General features: G+C 70.7%; 22 protein-coding genes and 1 pseudogene. 12 read left to right on the top strand and 11 right to left on the bottom strand.

Features of this window, described 5'->3' with window-relative positions; translation table 11 throughout:
* The first annotated feature begins 344 nt into the window (after positions 1-344).
* Positions 345-1,670 (top strand): helix-turn-helix transcriptional regulator, encoded by a 1,326-nt coding sequence (locus tag VGZ32_RS02520; RefSeq protein ID WP_326884135.1) that lies wholly within the window; start codon positions 345-347, stop codon positions 1,668-1,670.
* 23 nt (positions 1,671-1,693) lie between these two features.
* Here the strand turns inward: VGZ32_RS02520 and trmB are convergent, their stop codons facing one another.
* On the bottom strand, positions 1,694-2,401 hold the full coding sequence (gene trmB, locus VGZ32_RS02515; protein ID WP_326884134.1) for a tRNA (guanosine(46)-N7)-methyltransferase TrmB: 708 nt from the start codon (positions 2,399-2,401) through the stop codon (positions 1,694-1,696).
* A 108-nt stretch (positions 2,402-2,509) separates the two neighbouring features.
* Between trmB and VGZ32_RS02510 the strand changes: the two genes are divergently transcribed.
* From VGZ32_RS02510 to VGZ32_RS02500, 3 genes are all read left to right on the top strand, one after another.
* Entirely contained in the window at positions 2,510-3,286 is a 777-nt protein-coding gene (locus tag VGZ32_RS02510) for a PadR family transcriptional regulator (protein ID WP_326884133.1), read from the top strand.
* A 166-nt stretch (positions 3,287-3,452) separates the two neighbouring features.
* Positions 3,453-4,133 (top strand): uracil-DNA glycosylase, encoded by a 681-nt coding sequence (locus VGZ32_RS02505; RefSeq protein ID WP_326884132.1) that lies wholly within the window; start codon positions 3,453-3,455, stop codon positions 4,131-4,133.
* Between the two features lie 445 nt (positions 4,134-4,578).
* On the top strand, positions 4,579-4,983 hold the full coding sequence (locus VGZ32_RS02500) for a hypothetical protein (protein ID WP_326884131.1): 405 nt from the start codon (positions 4,579-4,581) through the stop codon (positions 4,981-4,983).
* A 10-nt stretch (positions 4,984-4,993) separates the two neighbouring features.
* On the opposite strand, the gene trpS is transcribed toward VGZ32_RS02500, so the two are convergent.
* On the bottom strand, positions 4,994-6,004 hold the full coding sequence (trpS, locus tag VGZ32_RS02495; RefSeq protein WP_326884130.1) for a tryptophan--tRNA ligase: 1,011 nt from the start codon (positions 6,002-6,004) through the stop codon (positions 4,994-4,996).
* A 580-nt stretch (positions 6,005-6,584) separates the two neighbouring features.
* Here trpS and VGZ32_RS02490 point away from each other — a divergent pair.
* On the top strand, positions 6,585-7,040 hold the full coding sequence (locus tag VGZ32_RS02490) for a hypothetical protein (protein WP_326884128.1): 456 nt from the start codon (positions 6,585-6,587) through the stop codon (positions 7,038-7,040).
* 4 nt (positions 7,041-7,044) lie between these two features.
* Here the strand turns inward: VGZ32_RS02490 and VGZ32_RS02485 are convergent, their stop codons facing one another.
* Positions 7,045-7,893, bottom strand: coding sequence for a tryptophan 2,3-dioxygenase (locus tag VGZ32_RS02485; protein WP_326884126.1), 849 nt, complete (start codon positions 7,891-7,893; stop codon positions 7,045-7,047).
* Positions 7,894-7,991: 98 nt separating this feature from the next.
* Here VGZ32_RS02485 and VGZ32_RS02480 point away from each other — a divergent pair, with 98 nt between their 5' ends.
* Positions 7,992-8,441: an Lrp/AsnC family transcriptional regulator gene (locus VGZ32_RS02480; RefSeq protein ID WP_326884125.1), complete on the top strand. Its 450-nt coding sequence runs from the start codon at positions 7,992-7,994 to the stop codon at positions 8,439-8,441.
* Positions 8,442-8,487: 46 nt separating this feature from the next.
* On the opposite strand, the gene VGZ32_RS02475 is transcribed toward VGZ32_RS02480, so the two are convergent.
* Positions 8,488-8,895, bottom strand: a complete 408-nt coding sequence (locus tag VGZ32_RS02475) for an AAA family ATPase (protein WP_326884166.1) — start codon at positions 8,893-8,895, stop codon at positions 8,488-8,490.
* On the opposite strand from VGZ32_RS02475, the gene VGZ32_RS02470 reads away from it, so the two are divergent.
* Entirely contained in the window at positions 8,878-9,324 is a 447-nt protein-coding gene (locus VGZ32_RS02470) for a hypothetical protein (protein ID WP_326884167.1), read from the top strand. The two genes, VGZ32_RS02475 and VGZ32_RS02470, sit on opposite strands and share 18 nt — an antisense overlap.
* Positions 9,325-9,364: 40 nt before the next feature.
* Here the strand turns inward: VGZ32_RS02470 and VGZ32_RS02465 are convergent.
* Positions 9,365-9,418 (bottom strand): annotated as a pseudogene (locus tag VGZ32_RS02465) (hypothetical protein); the annotation flags it as partial.
* A 525-nt stretch (positions 9,419-9,943) separates the two neighbouring features.
* Between VGZ32_RS02465 and VGZ32_RS02460 the strand changes: the two are divergent.
* Positions 9,944-10,774, top strand: a complete 831-nt coding sequence (locus tag VGZ32_RS02460; RefSeq protein WP_326884123.1) for a hypothetical protein — start codon at positions 9,944-9,946, stop codon at positions 10,772-10,774.
* Positions 10,775-10,833: 59 nt separating this feature from the next.
* Here the strand turns inward: VGZ32_RS02460 and VGZ32_RS02455 are convergent, their stop codons facing one another.
* Positions 10,834-11,334 (bottom strand): NUDIX domain-containing protein, encoded by a 501-nt coding sequence (locus VGZ32_RS02455; RefSeq protein ID WP_326884122.1) that lies wholly within the window; start codon positions 11,332-11,334, stop codon positions 10,834-10,836.
* Between the two features lie 82 nt (positions 11,335-11,416).
* Positions 11,417-12,289: an alpha/beta fold hydrolase gene (locus VGZ32_RS02450; RefSeq protein WP_326884121.1), complete on the bottom strand. Its 873-nt coding sequence runs from the start codon at positions 12,287-12,289 to the stop codon at positions 11,417-11,419.
* Between the two features lie 230 nt (positions 12,290-12,519).
* Here VGZ32_RS02450 and VGZ32_RS02445 point away from each other — a divergent pair, with 230 nt between their 5' ends.
* A complete protein-coding gene (locus VGZ32_RS02445) occupies positions 12,520-13,053 on the top strand; it encodes a DUF3291 domain-containing protein (RefSeq protein ID WP_326884120.1) in 534 nt (177 codons plus the stop codon).
* Here VGZ32_RS02445 and VGZ32_RS02440 read toward each other — a convergent pair.
* A complete protein-coding gene (locus tag VGZ32_RS02440) occupies positions 13,024-14,754 on the bottom strand; it encodes a GMC family oxidoreductase (protein ID WP_326884119.1) in 1,731 nt (576 codons plus the stop codon). The two genes, VGZ32_RS02445 and VGZ32_RS02440, sit on opposite strands and share 30 nt — an antisense overlap.
* A gap of 230 nt (positions 14,755-14,984) precedes the next feature.
* Here VGZ32_RS02440 and VGZ32_RS02435 point away from each other — a divergent pair, with 230 nt between their 5' ends.
* From VGZ32_RS02435 to lon, 3 genes are all read left to right on the top strand, one after another.
* A complete protein-coding gene (locus tag VGZ32_RS02435) occupies positions 14,985-16,316 on the top strand; it encodes a M48 family metallopeptidase (protein WP_326884118.1) in 1,332 nt (443 codons plus the stop codon).
* Positions 16,306-16,614, top strand: coding sequence for a 4a-hydroxytetrahydrobiopterin dehydratase (locus VGZ32_RS02430; RefSeq protein ID WP_326884117.1), 309 nt, complete (start codon positions 16,306-16,308; stop codon positions 16,612-16,614). Before VGZ32_RS02435 ends, VGZ32_RS02430 begins: the two co-directional genes overlap by 11 nt.
* Positions 16,615-16,767: 153 nt before the next feature.
* Positions 16,768-19,074, top strand: coding sequence for an endopeptidase La (gene lon / locus VGZ32_RS02425; RefSeq protein WP_349263459.1), 2,307 nt, complete (start codon positions 16,768-16,770; stop codon positions 19,072-19,074).
* Positions 19,075-19,101: 27 nt separating this feature from the next.
* Here the strand turns inward: lon and VGZ32_RS02420 are convergent, their stop codons facing one another.
* The 3 genes from VGZ32_RS02420 to VGZ32_RS02410 form a co-directional block, all read right to left on the bottom strand.
* Positions 19,102-19,389 (bottom strand): DUF6191 domain-containing protein, encoded by a 288-nt coding sequence (locus tag VGZ32_RS02420; RefSeq protein ID WP_326884114.1) that lies wholly within the window; start codon positions 19,387-19,389, stop codon positions 19,102-19,104.
* Positions 19,390-19,585: 196 nt separating this feature from the next.
* Complete coding sequence (locus VGZ32_RS02415; RefSeq protein WP_326884113.1) at positions 19,586-20,095, bottom strand: phospholipase D-like domain-containing protein; 510 nt, start codon at positions 20,093-20,095, stop codon at positions 19,586-19,588.
* Between the two features lie 96 nt (positions 20,096-20,191).
* Positions 20,192-20,713 carry an ATP-binding protein gene (locus VGZ32_RS02410; protein ID WP_326884112.1) on the bottom strand — a complete coding sequence of 174 codons (522 nt, stop codon included), beginning with the start codon at positions 20,711-20,713 and terminating at the stop codon, positions 20,192-20,194.
* Positions 20,714-20,865: the final 152 nt, after the last annotated feature.

Here is a 20,865-nt window from a genome sequence, read left to right as displayed (position 1 = left end):
CCGCGTGAAGCGGGCGGGTTGCCCACGCCCTCAACACCTCCCTAACCCTTAAGCCTTAGCCCTCAGCCTCTGGGCCGTAGGTCCGACCAGCGGTAACGTCGAAATCGGACACGGCGTTGAAATCGGACACCGTGTACAGCGCACGGGATCAGTCAAGGACTGACGTGCTCGAAGCTTGTCGATCACGCGCCGTCCGCACACCGTTCGCCGCATCAGAGCGCTGCTGCGATCACCGCGCGTCGCTCGCACTGCGCCACCAACATCAGCGTGCGTCCCGTCCGGGCCGCGCGGAGGGGGTTGACCGCCGCCTTCCCGGACGGTCAACGGGAAACACGAGGGCTGCCATGACCGGACCGGGAACATCCTTCGGTGTCGAACTGCGGCGCCGGCGCGGCGCGGCGGGCGTCTCGCTCGCGCAGCTGGCCGTGCGGGTGCATTACAGCAAGGGCTATCTGAGCCGGATCGAGTCCGGCGTCAAACCGCCCACCGCGGAGGTCGCGCGGTACTGCGACGCGGCGCTGGAGGCTGATGGCGCGCTCGCTGCGCTCGTGCCGGCAACGCGCCCGCGGTCCGCCGACCGGCCGACCGGCGACGCAGTGCCCGTAGATGCGGTGCCCATGGATGAGGAAGGTCAGGTGTGGGACATGCAGTTGGCCGACGACGGCACATTCCGGCTCACGGTGCTCAGCCGGCGCCAGGCCCTTGCGGCAGGCGGCGCTTCGCTGCTCGGGGCGATGGTCGCCACACCTGGACCGCGCGCGGCGGCCGCGGCGGCGCGCCAGCCGCTGGACTCGTACGTGTCCGCATTCGGCCACCTGCGTCGAATGGGCCAGACGACGAGCCCAGCCGTCGTGCTGCCGATGGTCGTCGCGCAGTTCTGTGTGCTGCGCGGACTGGCCACCGCAGCCGGCGGTCGCCGGGACCGGATCCTGCTGCTCGCCGCGCGCCATGCCGAGTTCGTGGGTTGGCTCGCCCAGGAATGCGACGACGCACGGGCAGCGCTCTGGTGGACCGACCGGGCGGTGGAGATGGCCGAGGCGACCGGTGATCGGGAGATGGCCGCCAACGCCCTCGTCCGCCGCGCCGTGATCGCGTCGTACCGCGACGACGCCCCGCAGACCATCGCGCTGGCGCGGCGAGCGCAGGACTGCGGGATGGTCAGCCCGCGGATTCGCGCGCTGGCCGCGTTGCAGGAGGCGCAGGGCCACGCCCTGGCCGGCGACCGAGCCTCCTGCGAACGCTCACTCGACCAGGGAACAGAGCTCATGCGAGCGGCGGACGCCGAGGCCCCGGGCGAGCTGACGTTGGGTCCGACGCATACGCCTGACTTCGCGGAAGCGATCCGCGGCTGGTGTTACCACGATCTGGGCCGTTCGTCGGCGGCGGCCGAGATCCTCGATCCGCAGCTCGCCCGCATTCCGCGCTCCTCAGGTCGCACCTTTGCCCGCTTCGGTGCCCGGCTGGCGCTGTCCCAGGCGGCGGCGGGGGACGTGGAGAGCGCCTGCCGGCTCGCTTCCGACGTTGTGGACGCGGCGGTCGCGGTGGACTCGGCCACCGTCCGAACCGACCTCGGCCGATTGGTGCGCACGCTGGCGCGCTGGTCCAATAAGCCCGCGGTGTGCGAGGTGCGGGTGCAGCTGGCGGAGGCGTTGACTAGTCCGGCGTACTGAGGGGGAGGGGCTGGCCCGGCGCCTTAGCGCCGTTCGAAGACGAGGTCGAAGATGCCCCGGCCGGCCGCGAGGGCGCGCCGCTCGAACTTGGTGACCGGGCGGTGCGGCGGCCGCGGGGCGAAACCGGCGTGCAGGTCACGCAGGCCGGGGTCTGAGCGCAGCACCCTGATCATGTCGTCGGCGTAGGGCGCCCAGTCGGTGGCGCAGTGCAGCACTCCCCCGAGCCGCAGCCGTTCGCGGATCAGCGCGACGACGTCCGGCCGGATGATCCGCCGCTTGTGGTGCCGGGCCTTGGGCCACGGGTCCGGGAAGAAGACGTGGACCGCGTCGAGCGAGTCCGGCTTCATCAGATCGCGCAGCAGTTCGACGGCGTCGCCGCGGGCCGCGCGCACGTTGCCGAGACCTTCGCGCTCCGCCAGGGCCAACAGGTTGGCCAGGCCGGGGGTGTGCACGTCGGCGGCGAGGTAGTCGCGGCCCGGGTCGTTGGCGGCCATCGCCGCGGTGGCCTCCCCCATCCCGCAGCCGATCTCCAGGACGAGCGGCGCCACGCGGCCGAACAGCGCTTCCGCGTCGAAGGCGGTGCCCGCCGGGTCGATGTCGTATCCCCACCGCGGCCACAGCCTGGCCAGCGCGTCGGCGCGGGCCGCCCCGATCCGCCCGCGTCTCGGGTGGAACGTGCGTATGTGCGGGCCGGGGGCCGTTGCCGGGCTCCGCGGGTCGAGGACGGTCACGCGCACCACGGTATCGGGACCACGGCGTACGGGGTACTTGCGTTCCGACAGTTAGCGATATATCGTTGAGACATCGAGAACGGTTCTCGATACACGAGGGAGATCATCATGACTTACTCTGACCTTTCTAAGGGTGGCCCCGAGCGCGGCAAGCGCCAGCGCGGCGGCCACGAGGGCGACCGCGACGAGCGGCGCAACCGCTGGGAACGGGGCGGCGAGCCACACGAGGGCCCGCACGAGCACCATGGCCACGGCCGCGGCTTCCGGCGCGGACCGTTCGGCTCGGAGGGGTCCTTCGGACCATTCGGTTTCGGCGGCCCGGGCCCCGAGTTCTTCCCCGGACCGGGCTTCGGCCCGCGCGGCCGTGGACGCGGCCGGGCGGGACGGGGCGACGTGCGCGCGGCGATCGTCGCGCTGCTCGCCGAGGAGCCCCGCAACGGCTACCAGATCATCCAGGAGATCGAGCAGCGCACGGACGGGATGTGGCGGGCCAGTTCCGGCTCGGTGTACCCGGCCCTGGCGCAGCTCGAGGACGAGGGTCTGATCGAGCCGGTCGGCGAGGGCGGCCGCAAGCTGTTCACGCTGACCGACGCGGGCCGCGAGTACGCCGAGCGGCACGCCGACCAACTCTCCCGGATCTGGGAGGACGCCGTCGGCGGACCAGGCGGCCGGTTCGAGGAGTTCGCCCGGCACCGCGAGCTGATCGGCCAGCTCTTCCTGGCCTACAAGCAGGTGTCCCAGGTGGGTTCGGCCGCGCAGCGCGAGGAGGCTCGCGCCGTGCTGGTGAAGGCCCGCCAGGCGCTGTACAAGATCCTGGCGGCGGACGAGCCCGGCGACGCAACACCCGAAGACGCAGCGCCCGGCGACGCCGGCACCGAGGTCTGATTCGATTGGCCGAGGTCCGCCGCGGCGGCGCGAGATCGCCCGCCGCGGCGGACCTCGACGTGTTCTGATTCCCGGGGGAACCCGGCCGGGCTGGGCACTTGGCCGCGACCGCGGATCGCGTAGACGCGGCCCAGAGCCCGGTCCGGTGCGGGTACAGTGATGCCCCATGGCCGGACGACCCTTGAACGAGATCATGGAAGCCGGGTGGGCCAAGGCCCTGGAGCCGGTGGCGGACCGGATCGCCGCGATGGGCGACTTCCTGCGGGCGGAGGTGGCCGAGGGCCGCACGTACCTGCCGGCCGGGCCGAATGTGCTGCGAGCGTTCCAGCAACCCTTCGACGCGGTCAGGGTCCTGATCGTCGGTCAGGACCCTTACCCGACGCCGGGACACGCGGTGGGCCTCAGTTTCTCGGTCGCGCCGAACGTGCGTCCGCTGCCCGGGAGCCTGGTGAACATCTTCCGGGAGTACGGCCAGGACCTCGGTTTCCCGCCCCCGTCCACCGGCGACCTGTCGCCGTGGAGCGAGCGCGGGGTGCTGCTGCTCAACAGGGCCCTGACGACGGCGCCCGGCAAGCCGGGGGCGCACCGGGGCAAGGGCTGGGAGGCGGTGACGGCGCAGGCGATCACGGCGCTGGCCGACCGGGGGACCCCGCTGGTGGCGATCCTGTGGGGCCGCGACGCGCGCGACCTGAAGCCGATGCTCGGCCCGTCGGTGCCTTGCGTCGAGTCCGCGCACCCCAGCCCGATGTCGGCCGACCGGGGATTCTTCGGCTCCCGCCCGTTCAGCCGGGCCAACGCACTGCTCGGGCAGATCGGCGGCGAGCCGGTCGACTGGCGGCTGCCGTAGTCGACGGCTCGTCAGACGCCAGGACAGGCGCTCAGACCGGGAATCCTTGACCGGAAAAGGGCGTCCGCGCGAGGATCGCCGGATTCGCCACCCGGTTGGGACACGGTTTTTACCGACGCCATACGAAAGGCGTGGCACACTGTTGCCGATCAGGTATCCCCCCACCTGGTCACGCCGGGAGGCCACATCCCCCGGCACCGCCCCGGCTCGCTACCCCCACGCTGAGCCGGGGCGCTCTCTTTCCCGACCTCGAGCGGGTCACGGCGTTTCGAGCCGACCGCCACGGGTGAACCACGTGCGGCCTGTACCCGTTTCCTCGGTGTGCCGCGCACATTCGCCGGAGCGCGCAGGATCCGCGCGCGTCGGCAGCGGGCGTTGTCCCGCGTTCCCTCGTTCACCTGGTTCATCTGTCGGGCTCATGGCGCAACCGAGGAGACATTCCGCGATGGCAATCACGACTTCCGGCCGCGACGTCGCGACCGCACCAACCGCAGGGTACGAGGCGGTGCGCCGCACCGTGATCGTGCTCGGGCTGCTCGCCCTCGCCCTCATCCATCTGCTGGACCTGCAGAGTAAGCTGCGCGAGACGCCGTACCTGGGCGGCCTGTACATCGCCCTGATTGCCTCCAGCATCGTCATCGCGCAGCTGCTGATGCGGCGCGACCACGATCTGCTGCACGCGGCCGCGGCGCTGCTCGCGGCGGCTGCGATGGTCGGCTATGTCTTGAGCCGCACCACCGGACTGCCCGCCTCCTCCGTCGACATCGGCAACTGGCTCGAGCCGCTCGGACTCGCCTCCCTGTTCGTCGAGGCGGTCGTGATCCTCGCCTGCCTACCTGTGAAACCGTGACCGACCGGGTTCATACCGGCAGCAGTCCTAATGCCGATTTCGCGGCCTTCAGCTTCTCTCCAGCGTATGTGCGGGCCCGCGCGGCGCCGTCGCGTAGGACCTCTCGGATGTAGTCCGGCTTGGCCACGATGTCGAGATAGCGCTCGCGCACCGGGGCCAGGGTCGCGACAACGGCGTCAGCGGTCGCCTGCTTGAGGTCGCTGTAGCGGTTGAATTCGTCAGCCAGCTGTGCCGGTTGCTGCTCAGTGCAGGCGGCCAGGATGTCAAGCAGGTTGGACACGCCTGGCCTGCCTTCGACGTCGTAGACGACGTCGCCGCCGGTGTCGGTGACCGCCCGCATGACCTTGCGCCGCAACGCGTCGGGCTCGTCCAGCAACCGCAGCGCACCGGCAGCGGAGGAGGCTGATTTGCTCATCTTGACGTTCGGCGTCGTCAGGTCCATGATGCGCGCGGCGACCGGCGGGTTGACGGCTCGCGGCACAGTGAACGTCTGCCCGTAGCGCGCGTTGAACCGCGAAGCCACGTCCCGGGCGAGCTCCACGTGTTGGCGCTGGTCCTCGCCCACCGGCACCTCGTCGGTGTCGTAGAGCAGGATGTCGGCGGCCATCAAGATCGGATAAGTGAGCAAGGACACGCGGACCTGTTCCTGGCGGCGCGCTTTCTCCTTGAACTGGATCATGCGTTGCGCTTCGCCGTAACCGGCGACGCATTCCAGCAGGTAGTGAAGCTCGGCGTGTTCCGGCACGTGCGACTGAACGAGGAACAGGCACCGGTCCGGGTCCGCACCGGCGGCGAGCAGCAGCGCGGCGAATTCGAGTGTGCGTCGCCGAACCTGCTGCGGATCATGGTCCAGGGTCAGCGCGTGCAGGTCGGAGATGAACACCACGGTGTCGCTTGGTCCGGCGTCTCGGCCGGAGCGAACGGCGCGATCCTGACCGGCCAGGATCGGTCGGATCGCGCCGAGATAGTTGCCCAGGTGCAGCTCGCCCGAGGGGGTGAATCCAGTCAGTCGTCGCGGCATCGGTCGGCCCTCTTCAGGTCATGGCCGCCCGGCCGGGCGCCGAGGCACGCGAACGCGAATCGGCCGCCCGGCTTCGGGCGGCCGCGGTAGATGGGAATACGCGGATGATCAGGTGCCGCCCGGTTAGGGGCGCCACCAACCCTGATGCTGAACAGCCATCCGCATAGCGCAAAGGTAGCACCCACCGGCCCCGGCCAGCGCGGGGCATGACGGCAACAGAGAACGGCAAAACTTCCATGGCGGGATTGCAAAACAGTCCGGGAGCGCCCCACATCCCCGCCGTAGCGGCCGCCGCGACGGCTACCCTTGACGGCGAGGCCGCGCTCGTCCGAGCCTGGTCGGCCTCGACGCGCGGCCCGCGCTCCCGCCCCACTCCACGGGATGCGCCGGGACTGCGCCGGCCCCGCTCCGGGTGCACCTGGCGCGCGCCTGGAGCGGGGATCCTGACCGGCAGATAAGACTTCGCTGTAAAACACATGATGCGTGTGTGGTAGGGCCCGCGGAGCGCTAACCTGTCGTTCTAGACGCCGAATTCTCGGTGTTCCAGCCCCCTTTAGCTCGCTGTTCCGGGAGGCCGACCGTGGCGGCGGGTCATGTCGTCGCGTTTGCCATCGCCGTTGGATTCAGCATCACCAGCGCGATCGGGGGGACGCTTTTGTGCCGTCTCCAGGTGACCAGGTCCCGGCGGCTTCTGTCCGAGGGCACGACCGCCGTCGCGCACATCATCGAGGTGGTGCCCCAGCACCCGGCCGGGCAGTCGTTCCCGCTCGACGCCGCGCGCATCGTGGTCGAGTTCAAGTGGGACAAGGCGCTGCGGCGCGAGACCATCGTGCTCGCGCGCACCCCCGAGGACCGCTACAAGGTCGGCGACGTGCTCGACGTCCTGGTCGCCGAGGGCCCGGTCCCGCACATCCGCACCTGCGACGAGCCGAACATCGCCTACGGGACGGTCGAGCAGATCGCCGGGGCGGCCCTGCTGATCCTCGCCGCGCTCCCCCTGTTCATCATGTTCAACGTGCACGCGCTCACCCCGTAAACGGTCACGCGGCGAAGCCGTCGCGCAGCGTCCACAGGTCGGGGAAGTACTTGCGGTGCACTCCGCGCTCCAGCCACTGGGCGCCCGAGGTGCCGGCCGAGCCGGGCTTGTCGCCCATCGCGCGCCACACGATGAGCAGGTGACGCTGCTTCCAGCGCACCTGCCGCTCCGCCGTGTCGAACAGCGCGTCGGCGAGGTCCACCAGATCGGCGTGTCCGGCCTCGGATTCGTAGACAGCCTGCCACGCGGCCACCGCCCGATCGTCGCCCACGTACTGGATCACGTGATCGCGGTGCAGCAGCTCGCTCGGGATCGCGAAACCCCGGGCGTGCAGGAGCCGGAGCGCCGCGTCGTAGAGCGACGGCGCCTCGGCCTGCGCCCGCAGTTCGGCCTGGCGGTCGGGGGTCCGCTCGTGGACGGCAAGCGCGTGCGGGTGGCGGGCGCCGAGCAGGAACTCGAGGTGCCGGTACTGCACGGACTGGACGCCGGACGCGATGCCGAACGACTCGCGGAACGCGTCGAACTCGGCTGGGGTGAGGGTGCGCAGCGCTTCCCAGGCGCCGGTCAGCGCGTCCTGGGCGCCGTGGCCGCGCCGGAGCGTGCGCACCGCCGTGCGGACGTCGCCGTCCAGGATCGCGGCGCGCGCCCGCTCCCACTCGTGGCGCAGCAGGGTGAAGTAGAGCTCCATCACCTGCGTGACGATCAGGAACGAGAGCTCGGCGGGGGCGTCGGTTCGGGGGTTCTGCAGCTGGAGCAGGGCGCGCAGCTCGGCATAGTCCTCGTACTCGTTGGCCCCGTTCTCAGCGACACGGGGACACGACTCAGCGGACAGATGTACGGGTGCGGTCTTCACTGACACCTCTCCATGGAACTACGGCGAGCGAAGACGCGGAATGGCCGTTGTGGGCGTCGCGGCCATTTTCGATTTACGATTGCAAGGTGTCAGTCAGGTTGGACTTTCCAGATGAGATCGACTGGCGGCTGCTCGACGAGTTGCAGCAGGACGCGCGGCTGTCCTTCAACGAGCTGGCGCGGCGGGTCAACCTCTCTGCGCCGGCCGTTGCCGAGCGAGTGCGGCGGCTCGAAGCGGCCGGCGTGATCACCGGGTACCACGCGCACGTCGACCCCGTGCGCGCCGGACGTACCGTCGCCGCGCTTGTGCGGATGGCCTGCTACGGCCCGCGCTGCCTGCTGCGCCACCCCGAGACGATCGAGCGCAGCCCCGAGATCCTGGAGGTGCACCGGCTGACCGGGGACGCCTGCTGCCTGCTGCGGATCGCGGTCGGGTCGATGGCCGAATTCGAGGCGCTGATCGACCGCCTCGCCGATCACGGCCAGCCGTCGTCGACGATGGTGCTCTCCTCACCGCTGCCGTGGAGTCCGGTGCGCCCGGGGACCTAGCCGGTCACACAGCGCCCGTCACACAACACCGGTCACATGGCGCCGATTACACAGCACCGATCACACAGTCGTCGACGACTCGGCCGCCGGTGAACCTCCAGTGCCGGGAGATCCCGATGCGCTCGGCAAAGTAGCGATCGTGCGTGACCATCAGCAGCGTGCCGCGATAGGCCCGCAGCGCTTCCTCGATCACGTCGAGCGCGTCGAAGTCGAGGTAATTGGTCGGCTCGTCGAGAGCGAGGATCCGCTGCGGGCTGTTGACCAGGACGGCCAGCAACAGTCTGCGCAGCTCGCCGTCGGAGAGGTCGCTCAGCCGTGCAGTCCACTGGTGCGGCCCGAACAGATGGGCGTCGAGGAGCCGCTCGGCGTCCTCGGCGTATACGGGAACGCGGCTACGGAAGAAGTCGAGCACGGTCGTGCCGGTGCGCAGCGTGTCATGGGTCTGAGGCAGCATGCCGACCTCACCGCGGACGGCGACGCCTGCGTCCGGGTCGGCCTCGTCGGCCAACGCGCGCTGCTCGATCCACCGGATCGACTGGATCTGCCGTTCGAGCCGGCGCTCGCGCGCCTTGGCCTTCTTCGCGACTTTCTTGGCGTAGCGGCGCAGTTTGTCGTTCCTGGTCGCCTGTTCGGTGCTGTCAGCCTGGTCCTTCGTCCGCTCGATGTCGGCCTCCAGGCGTCTGCGGTATTTCTCCTGCGCCTCAAAGTCGAGCAGCAGCGTCCGCCAGCGGTGCGCCTTCTCCTCGCGGTAGGCGGTGTATCCGCCCTCGTAGTACTGCGGTTCCTCGTGGATGCCGTCGAGCTCGATGATCCGCGTGACCGCCCGGTCGAGCAGCGCTCGGTCGTGGGTGACGAGCAGGACCGCGCCGGGGAACCGGCTTGAGGCGCCCGGCGAGGATGGCCAGGAGGGTGGACTTGCCGACGCCGTTCGGCCCGACGAGGCCGACGCGGTCGCCGGGGTTCAGGACGAGATCCACCCCCGCGAAGAGGGTCTCGCCGTCGTAGTGGTGCGCGAGCGACTGGGCTTTGAGAAAAGTACGGGGCACGGTGCGTCCTTCGCCGGTGGTGGATGCGGGGCGGGACGCCGGAACGCGCAGCGTGACCTTGTCGCACTCCCCCGGCGATGCGGAGGATGCGTGGGAATCCGAAGCCGGAAAGGGCGAGCTTGGATGCGAGGACGGGCGCGACGCCGACCACCTGCTCGGAGGAGCGGGGCCGGAACGGCGCGGAAGTCGAGGTCAGGGCTGGACGCCCGGCGTGGTCCTCAGCTCAGCACGGGGGGCGGATCACTCCATCGACCGGGCCGCAGTGCGGCCGTGCCGGATCAGGGTCACACAACGGTGAACCGACCGCAAAGCGTTTTCGTGCCTACGGGATGCCGGCGGGAAAGCGCAGCGCGCTGCGTGCCTTTGATCCTTTGATGCAGCGCGCTGACGTCGTGCTTACGGCGTGCGCGGTGCACTTGCCAGGTCAGAGTTTGTCGAGTGGAGAAGGTATCTTCCGTGTCGAATCACGACGAGCGCGGCCTCGGCGCGTCGCGCGCCGGACAGGATCCGCTCGCGGACTTCGACGCGCTGCGGGCGCGGCGGATGGCGGAGCAGGAGGCCGACGGCTACGAGGCCACGGCTCCGATCCACGAGTACGAATACAGCCCGGGCTACGGGTACGAATACGGGACCGAGCCGACCAGGCTGGTCGGCGGCGTGACCCCTCCGCCGCCGAGTGGCAGGGGAAAGCTGCGCTCGACGGTCGTGTTCGTCGGGATGGTCTTGTTCGTGGTCGGACTCGGCGCCGGCGTGTATGCGGCGACGCGACCTTCCGGAGGCACGCAGGCGACGGCTGCGGTGCCGCCGACGATGGCGCCGAGCCCCAGCGCGAGCAGCGGCGCCGGCGCCAGTGCCGGTAACCCGGGGATGAGTTCGAGTACGGATTCCTCGCCGAACATGGGGTCCGGCCCCAGCTCCGGCACCGACATGGGCTCGGGCGGTAACGGCTCCTCGACCCAGCCATCTCAGATGCCGATGACCACCGCTCGCGGAACTCTGACGATGCTGTCCGTCATCGACGTCGGCAACACCTCGTTCACGGCGACCACCACCCGGGGCGCGACCGTGACCGTGCAGGTCAACTCGCAGACCCAGTTCGGCACGCAGGCGCAGCCGTTCTCGCCGTCCGACCTGGTCCCGGGCGCCGTCGTGTGGGCCCGGGTACGACGCGATCCGGACGGCGACGGCAATCTGATCGCCACCCTCATCGCCGGGACCGGGATGAACGGCCAGGCCGTACAGGCGAGCCCCACCAACGGCGGCGGCAACGGCAACTCCGGCGACTGAACCGGAGCCCCAGCCACCACAACGGGCCCGCTACACAGCGCCTATTAACACCGTGCCCGTTAAGCCGCGGCCGTCTCTTCGAGGTAGACCAACGCGCCCTCTGCCTTATGAATCGCGCGCAGTCGGCGGGCGATGAACGGACGGGTGCCGTCGGGAAGCTTGTCGATCGGGAAGAACCCGATCTCGGCGATCTCATCGGGCTGCGCGACCAGATCCGCCGGGTCCTCGCACACCCCGACGTCGAAGGTGAGGCTCAGGAACTGCATCGAGCTGCCGGGCGAGCGCCGCGCCCACTGCACCGCGAGCAGCGGCCCGACCTCGGCGACGCGGAAACCCAGCTCCTCCTCCAGCTCGCGCGCGCAGGCCGCCGCCGGAGGCTCGTTGTCGTCCACCACGCCGCCGGGAAGGGACCAGCCGTTGCGGTAGGTGTTGCGCACCAAGGCGATCCACCCGGACTCGTCGCGCAGGACCGCGTTCGCGGACAGCGCCACTTTCGGCAGCGACGCGAACCACTCGTTCGGCTCTTGCAGATCCTGCTGCTGCGGCGTTGGAGACGTCATGGAGATCGAGTCTGCCAGACCGGGCCGCGTTCGGTCGGTCGGTCGAGGATCCTGCGGGCGGCGTGAGGGTCTGCGCGGACGCTTAGCCGGCGCGGGCGGCGTTGCGCGCGATGACGTCGATAATCGGCGTCCACAGCGCTTCGGGCAGGTCGTGTCCCAGGCCGGGGTACAGCACCAGTTCGGCCCCCGGGATCGCCGCCGCGGTCGCCTTGCCGCCGCTGACGTCGACCAGCTGGTCCGCCTCGCCGTGGATCACGACGGTCGGCACGGTCACCTCGCGCAGCGCCGGGGTGCGGTCCGGGGAGGCGACGAGCGCCGCGAGCTGGCGCATGCCGCCCGCCGGGCGGTAGGCGCGGTCGTAGCCCTCGCCGGTCCGCTCGCGCATCCACTGCTCCGTCGGCGGATACCCGGGCGAGCTGATCACCTTGAGCACCTTGACGCCCCGCTCGACCGCGCCAGCGCGGTCAGTAGCGGCGGGCAGGAGCAGAGCCGCCATCGCCGCCGCGCTCGGCTGGCCCACCGCGCGGTCGCCGGTGGTCGACATGATCGAGCACAGCGACAGCACCCGCTTGGGGTACTTCATCACCAACTCCTGTGCGATCATGCCGCCCATCGAGGCGCCGACGATGTGCGCGCGGTCCACGCCGAGCGCGTCGAGCAGCCCGGCCGCGTCGTGGGCGAAGTCTTCGAGCAGGTACGGCGCGGTGGACGCGTCGCCCGTCATGATCGCGAACAGGTCGGGGGTCGGCAGGTGGTCGAACTGGGTGGACAGCCCGATGTCCCGGTTGTCGAACCGCACCACGTGGAAGCCCCGCCCGGCCAGCAGCCGGCAGAACTCCGGCGGCCACCCGGTCAGCTGCGTGCCCAGGCCCATGATCAGCAGGAGGGTGGGATCCGCCGGGTCGCCGAAGGTGTCGTACTCGAGTTCGATGCCGTTGGCCTCGGCTCGGGGCATTGCGCGTCCTCCCATCGGACCGTCCGGCGCCGGGGCTCCGCGCCGGATTTCTCGCATCATGCCAGATCGGACCGTCCGCGATCCGGCATTGAAAGGGTCTTGAAGTAGAAGGTCGAGGAGCGCAGCGCTCCGGAGGGATCGGCGGCGTAGCCGGGGACGGTGCCGGCCGCGGTCCACCTCCGAACCGATATTCAGGGGCGCGGAACCGGGGCGGAAGTTACCGTGAGCCGGTGGACCAAGCCTTCGAACTCGCCCAGGTGAACATCGCGCGGCTCCTCGAACCCCTCGACTCGCCGCGGCTGGCGGACTTCGTCGCCGGGCTCGAGCGGGTCAACGCGCTCGCGGAGGCCGCGCCCGGCTTCGTGTGGCGGCTCGTCTCGGACAGCGGCTCGGACGCGACGGCGCTGCGGATCTTCGACGACGAGTGGCTGATCGTGAACGCCTCGGTGTGGACGAGCCCGCTCGCGCTGTTCGATTTCGTGTACGGCGACGGCCATCGCGCGGTGCTGAGACGGCGGCGCGAGTGGTTCGAGCGGCTCGACGAGGCGGTGACGGCGCTGTGGTGGGTGCCGGCCGGGCACCGGCCCACCGTCGCGGAGGCCCAAGAGCGGCTGGTCTACCTGCGCGAGAACGGGCCGTCGCAGTTCGCCTTCAGGCTGGGCGATGACTTCCCGCCGCCGGAGCCGGGACAGACGGCCACCGTGTCAGCGTCAGCGTCGGCGCAACCGGCGTTATCAGGACACGCCGACGATCGGGAGGCGTAGCGCGCCCGGGGCGGCCTCCGGCACCGCCGGATGGTGCGGCGCGACCGGGACGACCTTCCGATAGGCCTCGTCGGGGCGCGGGCGGGCGTCTGCGTCGCCCTTGTTGGGCCACATCGCCATCGCCCGCTCCGCCATCGCCGTGATGGTCAGCGCGGGGTTCACGCCCAGATTCGCCGGGACTGCCGAGCCGTCCACGACGTGTAAGCCCTCATATCCGAAGACCCGATGGTAGGGGTCGACGACACCGGTCCGAGGGTCGGCGCCGAGGACGCAGCCGCCGAGGATGTGCGCGGTCAGCGGCATGCCGAACAGGTCGCCGACCGTACCGCCGGGGACTCCCTTGATGTTGTCCGCGAGCAGCCGGGCTGCTTGGTTGGCGGCCGGGATCCAGTCCGGGTTCGGCTCGCCGTGCCCCTGTCGGCTCTTGATCTTGACGCGGCCGAACAGGGTGCGGTGCGGGTAGGCGCTGAGCGAGTTGTCCAGGGACTGCATGACCAGCAGGATCACCGTGCGCTCGGCGAACTTGTGCGTCGTGAGCAGGCGCGGGGCGTAGCGCGGATGCCGCGCGATCTCGCCGAACGCCTTGAGCAGTCGCGGAATCCGGCCGCCGCCGTCGGTCAGCGGCACGCGCAGGAGGCTCATCGAGTTGCTGCCCCGGCCGTAGCGCACCGGTTCGATGTGCGTATTCGCGTCCGGATGGATCGACGAGGTGATGGCCACGCCTTCGGAGAAGTTCGTCCGGTCGTCGGTCGCGGAGGCGCCGAGCAGGGCCTCGGAGTTGGTGCGGGTGAGTTCGCCGAGCGCGGTCGACAAGCCGGGCAGGCGGCCGGTGAAGCGCAGGCGGTGCAACAGCTTCTGGGTGTTGTAGGCCCCTGCCGAGAACACCACCTGCTCGGCCGTGTAGACGCGGCGCGCTTTCTTCGAGCGCTTGCCGGTCGCGGCGGCCGTCACCCGGTATCCGCCGCCGTCGAGCGGGACGACGTCGACGACGGTGCGCAGCGGATGGATCTCGGCGCCGTTCTTCTCGGCGAGGTAGAGGTAGTTCTTGACGAGGGTGTTCTTGGCGTTGTGGCGGCAGCCGGTCATGCACTCGCCGCAGTGCGTGCAGGTCCGGCGGCTCGGTCCGGCGCCGCCGAAGAACGGGTCGGGCACCGAGGTGCCCTCGGGCTCGTCGCCGGTGCCGAAGAACACTCCCACGGGAGCCTTGTGGTACGTCCCGCCGACGCCCATCTGTTCCGCGACGCGCCGCAACTCGACGTCGGCGGGCGTCGTGCGCTGATATGTCACGACGCCGAGCATGCGCTGCGCCTGGTCGTAGTAGGGACCGAGTTCCGCCTCCCAGTCGGCGATGTCCCGCCACTGCCGGTCCCGGAAGAACGCGGGCAGCGGCCGGTAGAGGGTGTTCGCGTAGACCAGCGAGCCGCCGCCGACGCCCGCGCCGGCCAGGATCAGCGCGTTGTCGAGCCGGTGGATGCGCTGGATCCCGGTCATGCCGAGCCCCGGGGCGAACAGAAACTCCTTGAGGTGCCACGAGTTCTCGGCGAACTCGTGGTCGGCGAACCGGCGGCCCGCCTCGAGGACGCCCACGCGGTAGCCCTTCTCGGTGAGCCGCAGCGCCGTCACCGAGCCGCCGAAGCCGGAGCCGACGACCAGGACGTCGTAGTCGAAATCGCCCTGCGGCTGTTCCGCGTCACCAGTCATGGGTCGGATCGTAAGGCGAGTCGTGGGGCCCTACCATGCCCAAACGTCACAAGCGGGTAGCTACTTGACGGTAACTTTACCGCGCGGCACTGTGATCTTTCACAGCGAAACCGCGTCAAGCCGCGCGGTGGCCGACGAGCGGGCGCGTTCGGCGCTGCACGAGCTTTTTCCGCCGCTCCGGTTACGCCGAAGAGGGGCATTTGGAGGCCTCCGGCGAGAGAATGGGCGGCGTGCAATACGCGTTGGAGGACGACTTCACCCCGGCCCAGATCGAGCGGTCGCGGCGGCGCAAGCGCGCGATGCTCCCGCTGCGCATCGTCTCGGCGGCGATCGACCTGGCGGCGGTGTGCGTCCTCGGATTCACCGCGCTCGGCGCGCACCTGATCCACGCGGCCGGCCGGATAGCCGGTGGCGGCTGGGCCGCGACGGCCGCGCTCGGGGCGGTCGCGCTCGACCTCGTGCTGAGCGTGGTCGGCCTGCCGCTGGCGGCCAGGTTCGAGATCGCCAACAGGTCCTGGGGGCTGTCCAACCGGTCCTGGCGGCTGTTCTGGCTCGACGCGGTCAAGGGCTTCCTCATCGGCGTTGTCCTGCTGGCGGGGGTCTCGACCGGGTTCTACGGGCTGATGCGGGCGCTGCCCGGCACCTGGTGGCTCGCCGCGGCGGCCGCGGCCGCCGGTTTCGTCTTCCTGGTCTCCTTCCTGGTTCCGATCGTCCTCGAGCCCGTGTTCAACCGGTTCTCCCCCATGCCGGCCGGACCGCTACGCGAGCGCCTGCTCGCCCTCGCCGCGACCACCGGCGTCGCGGTGCGCGACATCCTGGTCAGCGACGCCTCGCGGCGCACCAACTCGATGAACGCCTACGTCTCCGGCATGGGCCGTACGCGACGCATCGTCGTCTGGGACACGACCGTGGACCAAGCCGCCCCCGAGGAGATCACCGCCATCGCGGCGCACGAACTCGGCCACGCCAAACGGCGCGACGTCGTGGCGGGGACGGCGGTCGGCGCCGCCGGAATGGCCGTGCTCACCCTGGTCCTCGCCGCTGCGCTGCGCTGGACCGGGCTGCTCGCCGCTGCCGGGATCGACCCGGCCGCAGCGACGGGCTCCGGCCCCTGGCGGGCGGCATCCGACCCGCGCTCACTGGCGCTGGTCGTCGCCCTCGCGACCGTTTTGGGCGGCTTCGGCACACCGCTGTACAACGCCTATAGCCGCAGAGTCGAGGCGCGCGCGGACGGCTTCGCGCTGGATGTGACGCGCGACCCGGCGGCCATGGTCTCCACCTGGCGCACGCTGGCCGTGCGCGGCGTCGCCGACCTGCGGCCGAGCCGACTCGAGCTCGCGATGGCCGGAACGCACCCGCCGGTCCCGGCCCGCATCGCCCACGCCCGCACGTGGGCGGCCCAAAACGCCGTGTCGATCCAGCCGGTGGCCGTCCACCGGGACGGTGAGCCCGATCAAGCAGCACCGAACGACTCAGCATCTAATGTCACAGAGCTCCAGCGACCAGTCCCAACGCTCCCAGCGACCGACGAATCGACCTCAGGAGGCAACGGTGCAGATTGAACCCCTCTCCCGCGACGCAGTGGAAAGCGCGCTGAAGGGACTGGACGGCTGGACCTTCGACGGCGGGGCGATCCGCCGCACTTACGACGCCGAGGACTTCCCGGCGGCCATCCACGTGGTCAACGTGGTCGCCGTGCTCGCCGAGCAGGCCAAGCACCATCCCGACATCGACATCCGCTGGCGCACCCTCACCTTCGCGCTCAGCACGCACGACGTGGGGGGCCGGGTGACCGCCCGCGACCTGGACATGGCCGCGCAGATCGACGCCGCGATCGCGACGAACCCGCCTGCTCGCTGACAGCGAACAGGGTTCCGGAACAGTTACGGCGCGGCGGAAGTTGAGCAGGGCAGACTCAAGTTCCGCCGACGCTAGGAGCTGACCGTGGCCCTCGCCCCGACCACCCGAGCCCTGCCCGTTCTGCCGCTCGACGACGCGGTCGTGCTCCCGGGCATGGTGGTCCCCCTCGACCTGACCGACCGCGAGGTCAGCGCCGCGATCGACGCGGCCCGCGCCGAGCAGTCCGAATCCCCCGAGCTCCTGTTGGTGCCGCGCCCCGACGGGAAATACGCGAACTACGGCACGCTCGCCGTCATCGAGCAGACCGGCCGGCTGCGCGGCGGCCAGGCCGTGGCGGTCCTGCGCGGCACCCGCCGGGCCCGGATCGGCCGCGGCACCACGGGGCCCGGCGCGGCGCTGTGGGTGCTGGCCGAGATCCTGCCCGAGCCGGCCATCACCCAGCACGCCCGCGAGCTGGCCGACACCTACCGCGAGCTGGCGGTCCGCATCCTGCAGCAGCGCGGCGCGTTCCAGGTGATCGACGTCGTCCGGCAGATCCAGGACCCGTCCGCGCTGGCCGACTCCGCCGGATACGCCTCGTACCTGACGCTCGAGCAGAAGGTCGAGCTGCTGGAGACGGAGGACCCGGCCAAGCGGCTGGAGACCGTGCTGGCCTGGGCGCGCGAGTACCTGGCCGAGCTGGACGTCACCGAGACCATCCGCAAGGACGTCAACGAAGGCATGGAGAAGCAGCAGCGCGAGTTCCTGCTGCGCCGCCAGCTGGAGGCCATCCGCAAGGAGCTGGCCGAGCTCGACGGCCGCCCGGCCGACGAGAAGGACGACTACCGCGCCCGGGTCGAGGCCGCGAACCTGCCCGAGAAGGCGCGCGAGGCGGCGCTCAAGGAGGTCGACAAGCTCGAGCGCGGCGGCGAGCAGGCTCCCGACGCCGGCTGGATCCGCACCTGGCTGGACACCGTCCTCGAGCTGCCCTGGAACGAGCGCACCGAGGACGCCTATGACATCAAGGCCGCGCGCGAGGTCCTGGACGCCGACCACTCCGGCCTGGACGACGTCAAGGACCGGATCGTGGAATACCTGGCCGTGCGCAAGCGGCGGGCGGACCGCGGTCTCGGCATCGTGGAGGGCCGCCGCTCCGGCGCCGTGCTGGCGCTGGTCGGACCGCCCGGGGTCGGCAAGACCTCGCTCGGCGAGTCGGTCGCCCGGGCCATGGGCCGCAAGTTCACCCGGGTCGCCCTCGGCGGCGTCCGGGACGAGGCCGAGATCCGCGGCCACCGGCGCACCTACGTCGGCGCGCTGCCCGGCCGGATCGTGCGCGCGATCAAGGAGGCCGGGACGATGAACCCGGTCATCCTGCTGGACGAGGTCGACAAGGTCGGCGCGGACTACCGGGGCGACCCGACCGCGGCGCTGCTCGAGGTGCTGGACCCGGCGCAGAACCACACCTTCCGCGACCACTACCTAGAGCTCGAGCTGGACCTGAGCGACGTGGTCTTCCTGGCCACCGCCAACGTGCTCGAGTCGATCCCGGGGCCGCTGCTGGACCGGATGGAGCTGGTCCGGCTCGACGGCTACACCGAGGACGAGAAGGTCGTCATCGCCCGCGACCACCTGCTGCGCCGCCAGCTCGACCGGGCCGGCCTGACCGGCGACGAGGTCGCGTTCGGTGACGACGCGCTGCGCCGCCTGGCGGCCGAGTACACCCGCGAGGCGGGCGTGCGCGACCTGGAGCGGGCAGTAGCGCGGGTGCTGCGCAAGATCGCGGCCAAGGCGGCCGCATCCAGCATCGAGCTGCCGGTGACGGTCGGCGCGGACTCGCTGCGCGACTACATCGGGCGGCCGCGGCACACCCCGGAGACTGCCGAGCGCACCGCGGTGCCGGGCGTCGCGACCGGGCTGGCGGTGACCGGCGCGGGCGGCGAGGTGCTGTTCGTGGAGGCCTCGCTGGCCGATCCGGAGACCGGGTCGACCGGGGTGAGCCTGACCGGGCAGCTGGGCGACGTGATGAAGGAGTCAGCCCAGATCGCGCTGTCCTACCTGCGCTCGCACGGCGCGGAGCTGGAACTGCCCGTGGGTGACCTGAAGGAGCGCGGCGTGCACATCCACGTGCCGGCCGGCGCGGTCCCGAAGGACGGCCCGAGCGCGGGCGTGACGATGGTGACGGCCCTCGGGTCGCTGCTGTCGGGCCGGCCGGTGCGCGCCGAGGTGGCGATGACCGGCGAGGTGTCGCTGACCGGGCGGGTGCTGCCGATCGGCGGGGTCAAGCAGAAGCTGCTGGCCGCGCAGCGGGCCGGGGCGACCACGGTGCTGCTGCCGAAGCGCAACGAGCCGGACCTGGACGACGTGCCCGAGGAGGTGCGCGAGGCGCTGGAGATCCACCTGGTCTCCGACGTCCGCGAGGTGCTGGGCCTGGCGCTCACCCCGGCGACCGCCGGATCCGGCGCGCAGGTGATGGCGGCCTGACGACCGGCCGCCGGGCGACGGACGCGATCAGGCGCCGCCGTCCCCCTCGACGGGGGCGGCGGCGTCCTCGTCATCAGGGGCGGTGTCATCGGGGTCGGTGTCATCGGCGTCGGTGGCGGAATCGGCTTCTTCCCGCGCCGGTGCCGCTTCGGGCTTCTTGGCGGGCGGGCGGATGACGACCATGCCGGACTTCAGGTCGATCGGGCCGCGTCCGGGCTCGCCCTGTGCCTCCTCCTCGCGCGTGTTCTCCAACCGCCGCAGCTCTTCGGTGCGGTTGCGGTTGTTCGGGTTGAACAGGTCGAAGAAGATGCTCACCCACCCAAGTTACATGCCGCCGGAGTCCTGTGGTACCGACGTACCAGCGCCCGGAGATCGCCCGAAGCGTCTCGGTTGCTCCCGCGCGAGCCCGAGCTGCCCGAAATCTGCGTGCGGCGGTCCGGGTCCGCGCCGGGACCCGGGCCGCCGTGATGCTCGGCTCTCTAGTACCGCTCAACCGCGCGGCAGGGTGTGGCTACTGCGGCGTGCCGTTCGAGAAGTCGCTGTTGAACTGGTTCTCGACGGTGTCCGCGACGCCCTGGTCGGTCAGGATGATCCCGAGTTCGCGGTTGCTGCCGACCGAGTTGGCGGAGAAGTTCATCGAGCCGACCTCGACCTGCTGGGTGGACAGGCCGTAGTCGGCGACGATCGCCTTGGCGTGGATATACGTTCCGGTGCTGCTGGAGTAGCCGACCACCGAGCCGCCGGACGAGTCGACGTTCGAGATCTCGGAGGAGTACGAGGACGGGTGCTCCACGACCACGCGCACGGTGACGCCTGCCGCGGCCCGGGCCGCGATCGCGTTGGTGAGAGTGGTGTCGCTGAACTCCTCCTCATCGACGTCGAGCGTGGTGGTGGCGCGGTTGACGACCGACAGCAGGCGCGACTCGGCGTCGGTGGGAGACCACAGCAGGTTGTCGCCGTCGCCGGGGGTCACCGAGCTGTGCTTGTAGTCGGCGTTGAAGACACGCTCGATCGCCGACACGTCCGTCGGGTCGTTGTCGAAGACGCCGTAGTCAACGCTGGTGCTGTAGTACTTCGCGGTGAGGTTGCCGGACAGGATCAGCGACTCGGCGCCGTCTCAGTGTGAGCTGTGGCGCACGGTGAACGTCGCGGTGACGACGGTGCCCGGACGGTAGCGGGCGGTGCGCACCGTCAACGAGTCGGCCAGTTCCCGGGCGATGTACAGCCCCCGCCCGCTCTCGGAGCAGATGGCGGCCTCCAGCGCGGCGCGGTCCGGGATGCCGGCGCCGCTCCACTTGCCGGCGTCGCGGACGCTGCACGCCGCGGCGGGTCCTAAGGCGGACGCCTCGCAGCGCAGCACCAGGCGCACCGGGGCGCGACCGTGCCTGAAGGCGTTGCCGGCCAGTTCGCTCACCACCACGGCCGCGTCGGCGGCGCGCTCGGCCAGTCCCCACCGGTCGAGGGTGTTCATGGTCAGCCGCCGGGCGTCGGCCACGGCGGTCGGGCTCGGCAGCACGGTGATGACGAATCGATCGAGCGGCCCGGGCAACAGCCGCGCAGGCCGTTCAGCGACAAGGCCCGACAACGGGCCGACTGTGGTCCACATCTGACGGGCCAGACGGCGGGCTTGGCGCCGCACGGCCGATCACCTCTATCTCGCTCGTTTGATCGCCGCACTCGATCGAGAAACCAGCACCGTCAAAAGCCCACTGTGCGCCCTCCCGAAGCCGCCGTCAAGGTCTAGACCAATCTTCAGATCGGAAAGTAATTGCCGGTCGGAGGTTGATGAAC

It is taken from the genome of Actinocrinis sp. (genome assembly GCF_035938995.1).
Taxonomy (GTDB): domain Bacteria; phylum Actinomycetota; class Actinomycetes; order Streptomycetales; family Catenulisporaceae; genus DASZGI01.
The sequence above is the reverse complement of the archived record's forward strand: the minus strand, read 5'-3'. Positions and strand labels throughout refer to the sequence as shown.

Excerpts from the sequence above, each read along its gene's own strand:
- VGZ32_RS02440 (WP_326884119.1), bottom strand. The coding sequence starts at position 14,754 with ATGACTGGTGACGCGGAACAGCCGCAGGGCGATTTCGACTACGACGTC.
- VGZ32_RS02500 (WP_326884131.1), top strand. The coding sequence starts at position 4,579 with ATGGCAATCACGACTTCCGGCCGCGACGTCGCGACCGCACCAACCGCA.
- VGZ32_RS02475 (WP_326884166.1), bottom strand. The coding sequence starts at position 8,895 with ATGCTGCCTCAGACCCATGACACGCTGCGCACCGGCACGACCGTGCTC.
- VGZ32_RS02520 (WP_326884135.1), top strand. The coding sequence starts at position 345 with ATGACCGGACCGGGAACATCCTTCGGTGTCGAACTGCGGCGCCGGCGC.
- VGZ32_RS02455 (WP_326884122.1), bottom strand. The coding sequence starts at position 11,334 with ATGACGTCTCCAACGCCGCAGCAGCAGGATCTGCAAGAGCCGAACGAG.
- VGZ32_RS02510 (WP_326884133.1), top strand. The coding sequence starts at position 2,510 with ATGACTTACTCTGACCTTTCTAAGGGTGGCCCCGAGCGCGGCAAGCGC.
- VGZ32_RS02505 (WP_326884132.1), top strand. The coding sequence starts at position 3,453 with ATGGCCGGACGACCCTTGAACGAGATCATGGAAGCCGGGTGGGCCAAG.
- trpS (WP_326884130.1), bottom strand. The coding sequence starts at position 6,004 with ATGCCGCGACGACTGACTGGATTCACCCCCTCGGGCGAGCTGCACCTG.
- VGZ32_RS02450 (WP_326884121.1), bottom strand. The coding sequence starts at position 12,289 with ATGCCCCGAGCCGAGGCCAACGGCATCGAACTCGAGTACGACACCTTC.
- VGZ32_RS02470 (WP_326884167.1), top strand. The coding sequence starts at position 8,878 with ATGGGTCTGAGGCAGCATGCCGACCTCACCGCGGACGGCGACGCCTGC.
- lon (WP_349263459.1), top strand. The coding sequence starts at position 16,768 with ATGGTGGTCCCCCTCGACCTGACCGACCGCGAGGTCAGCGCCGCGATC.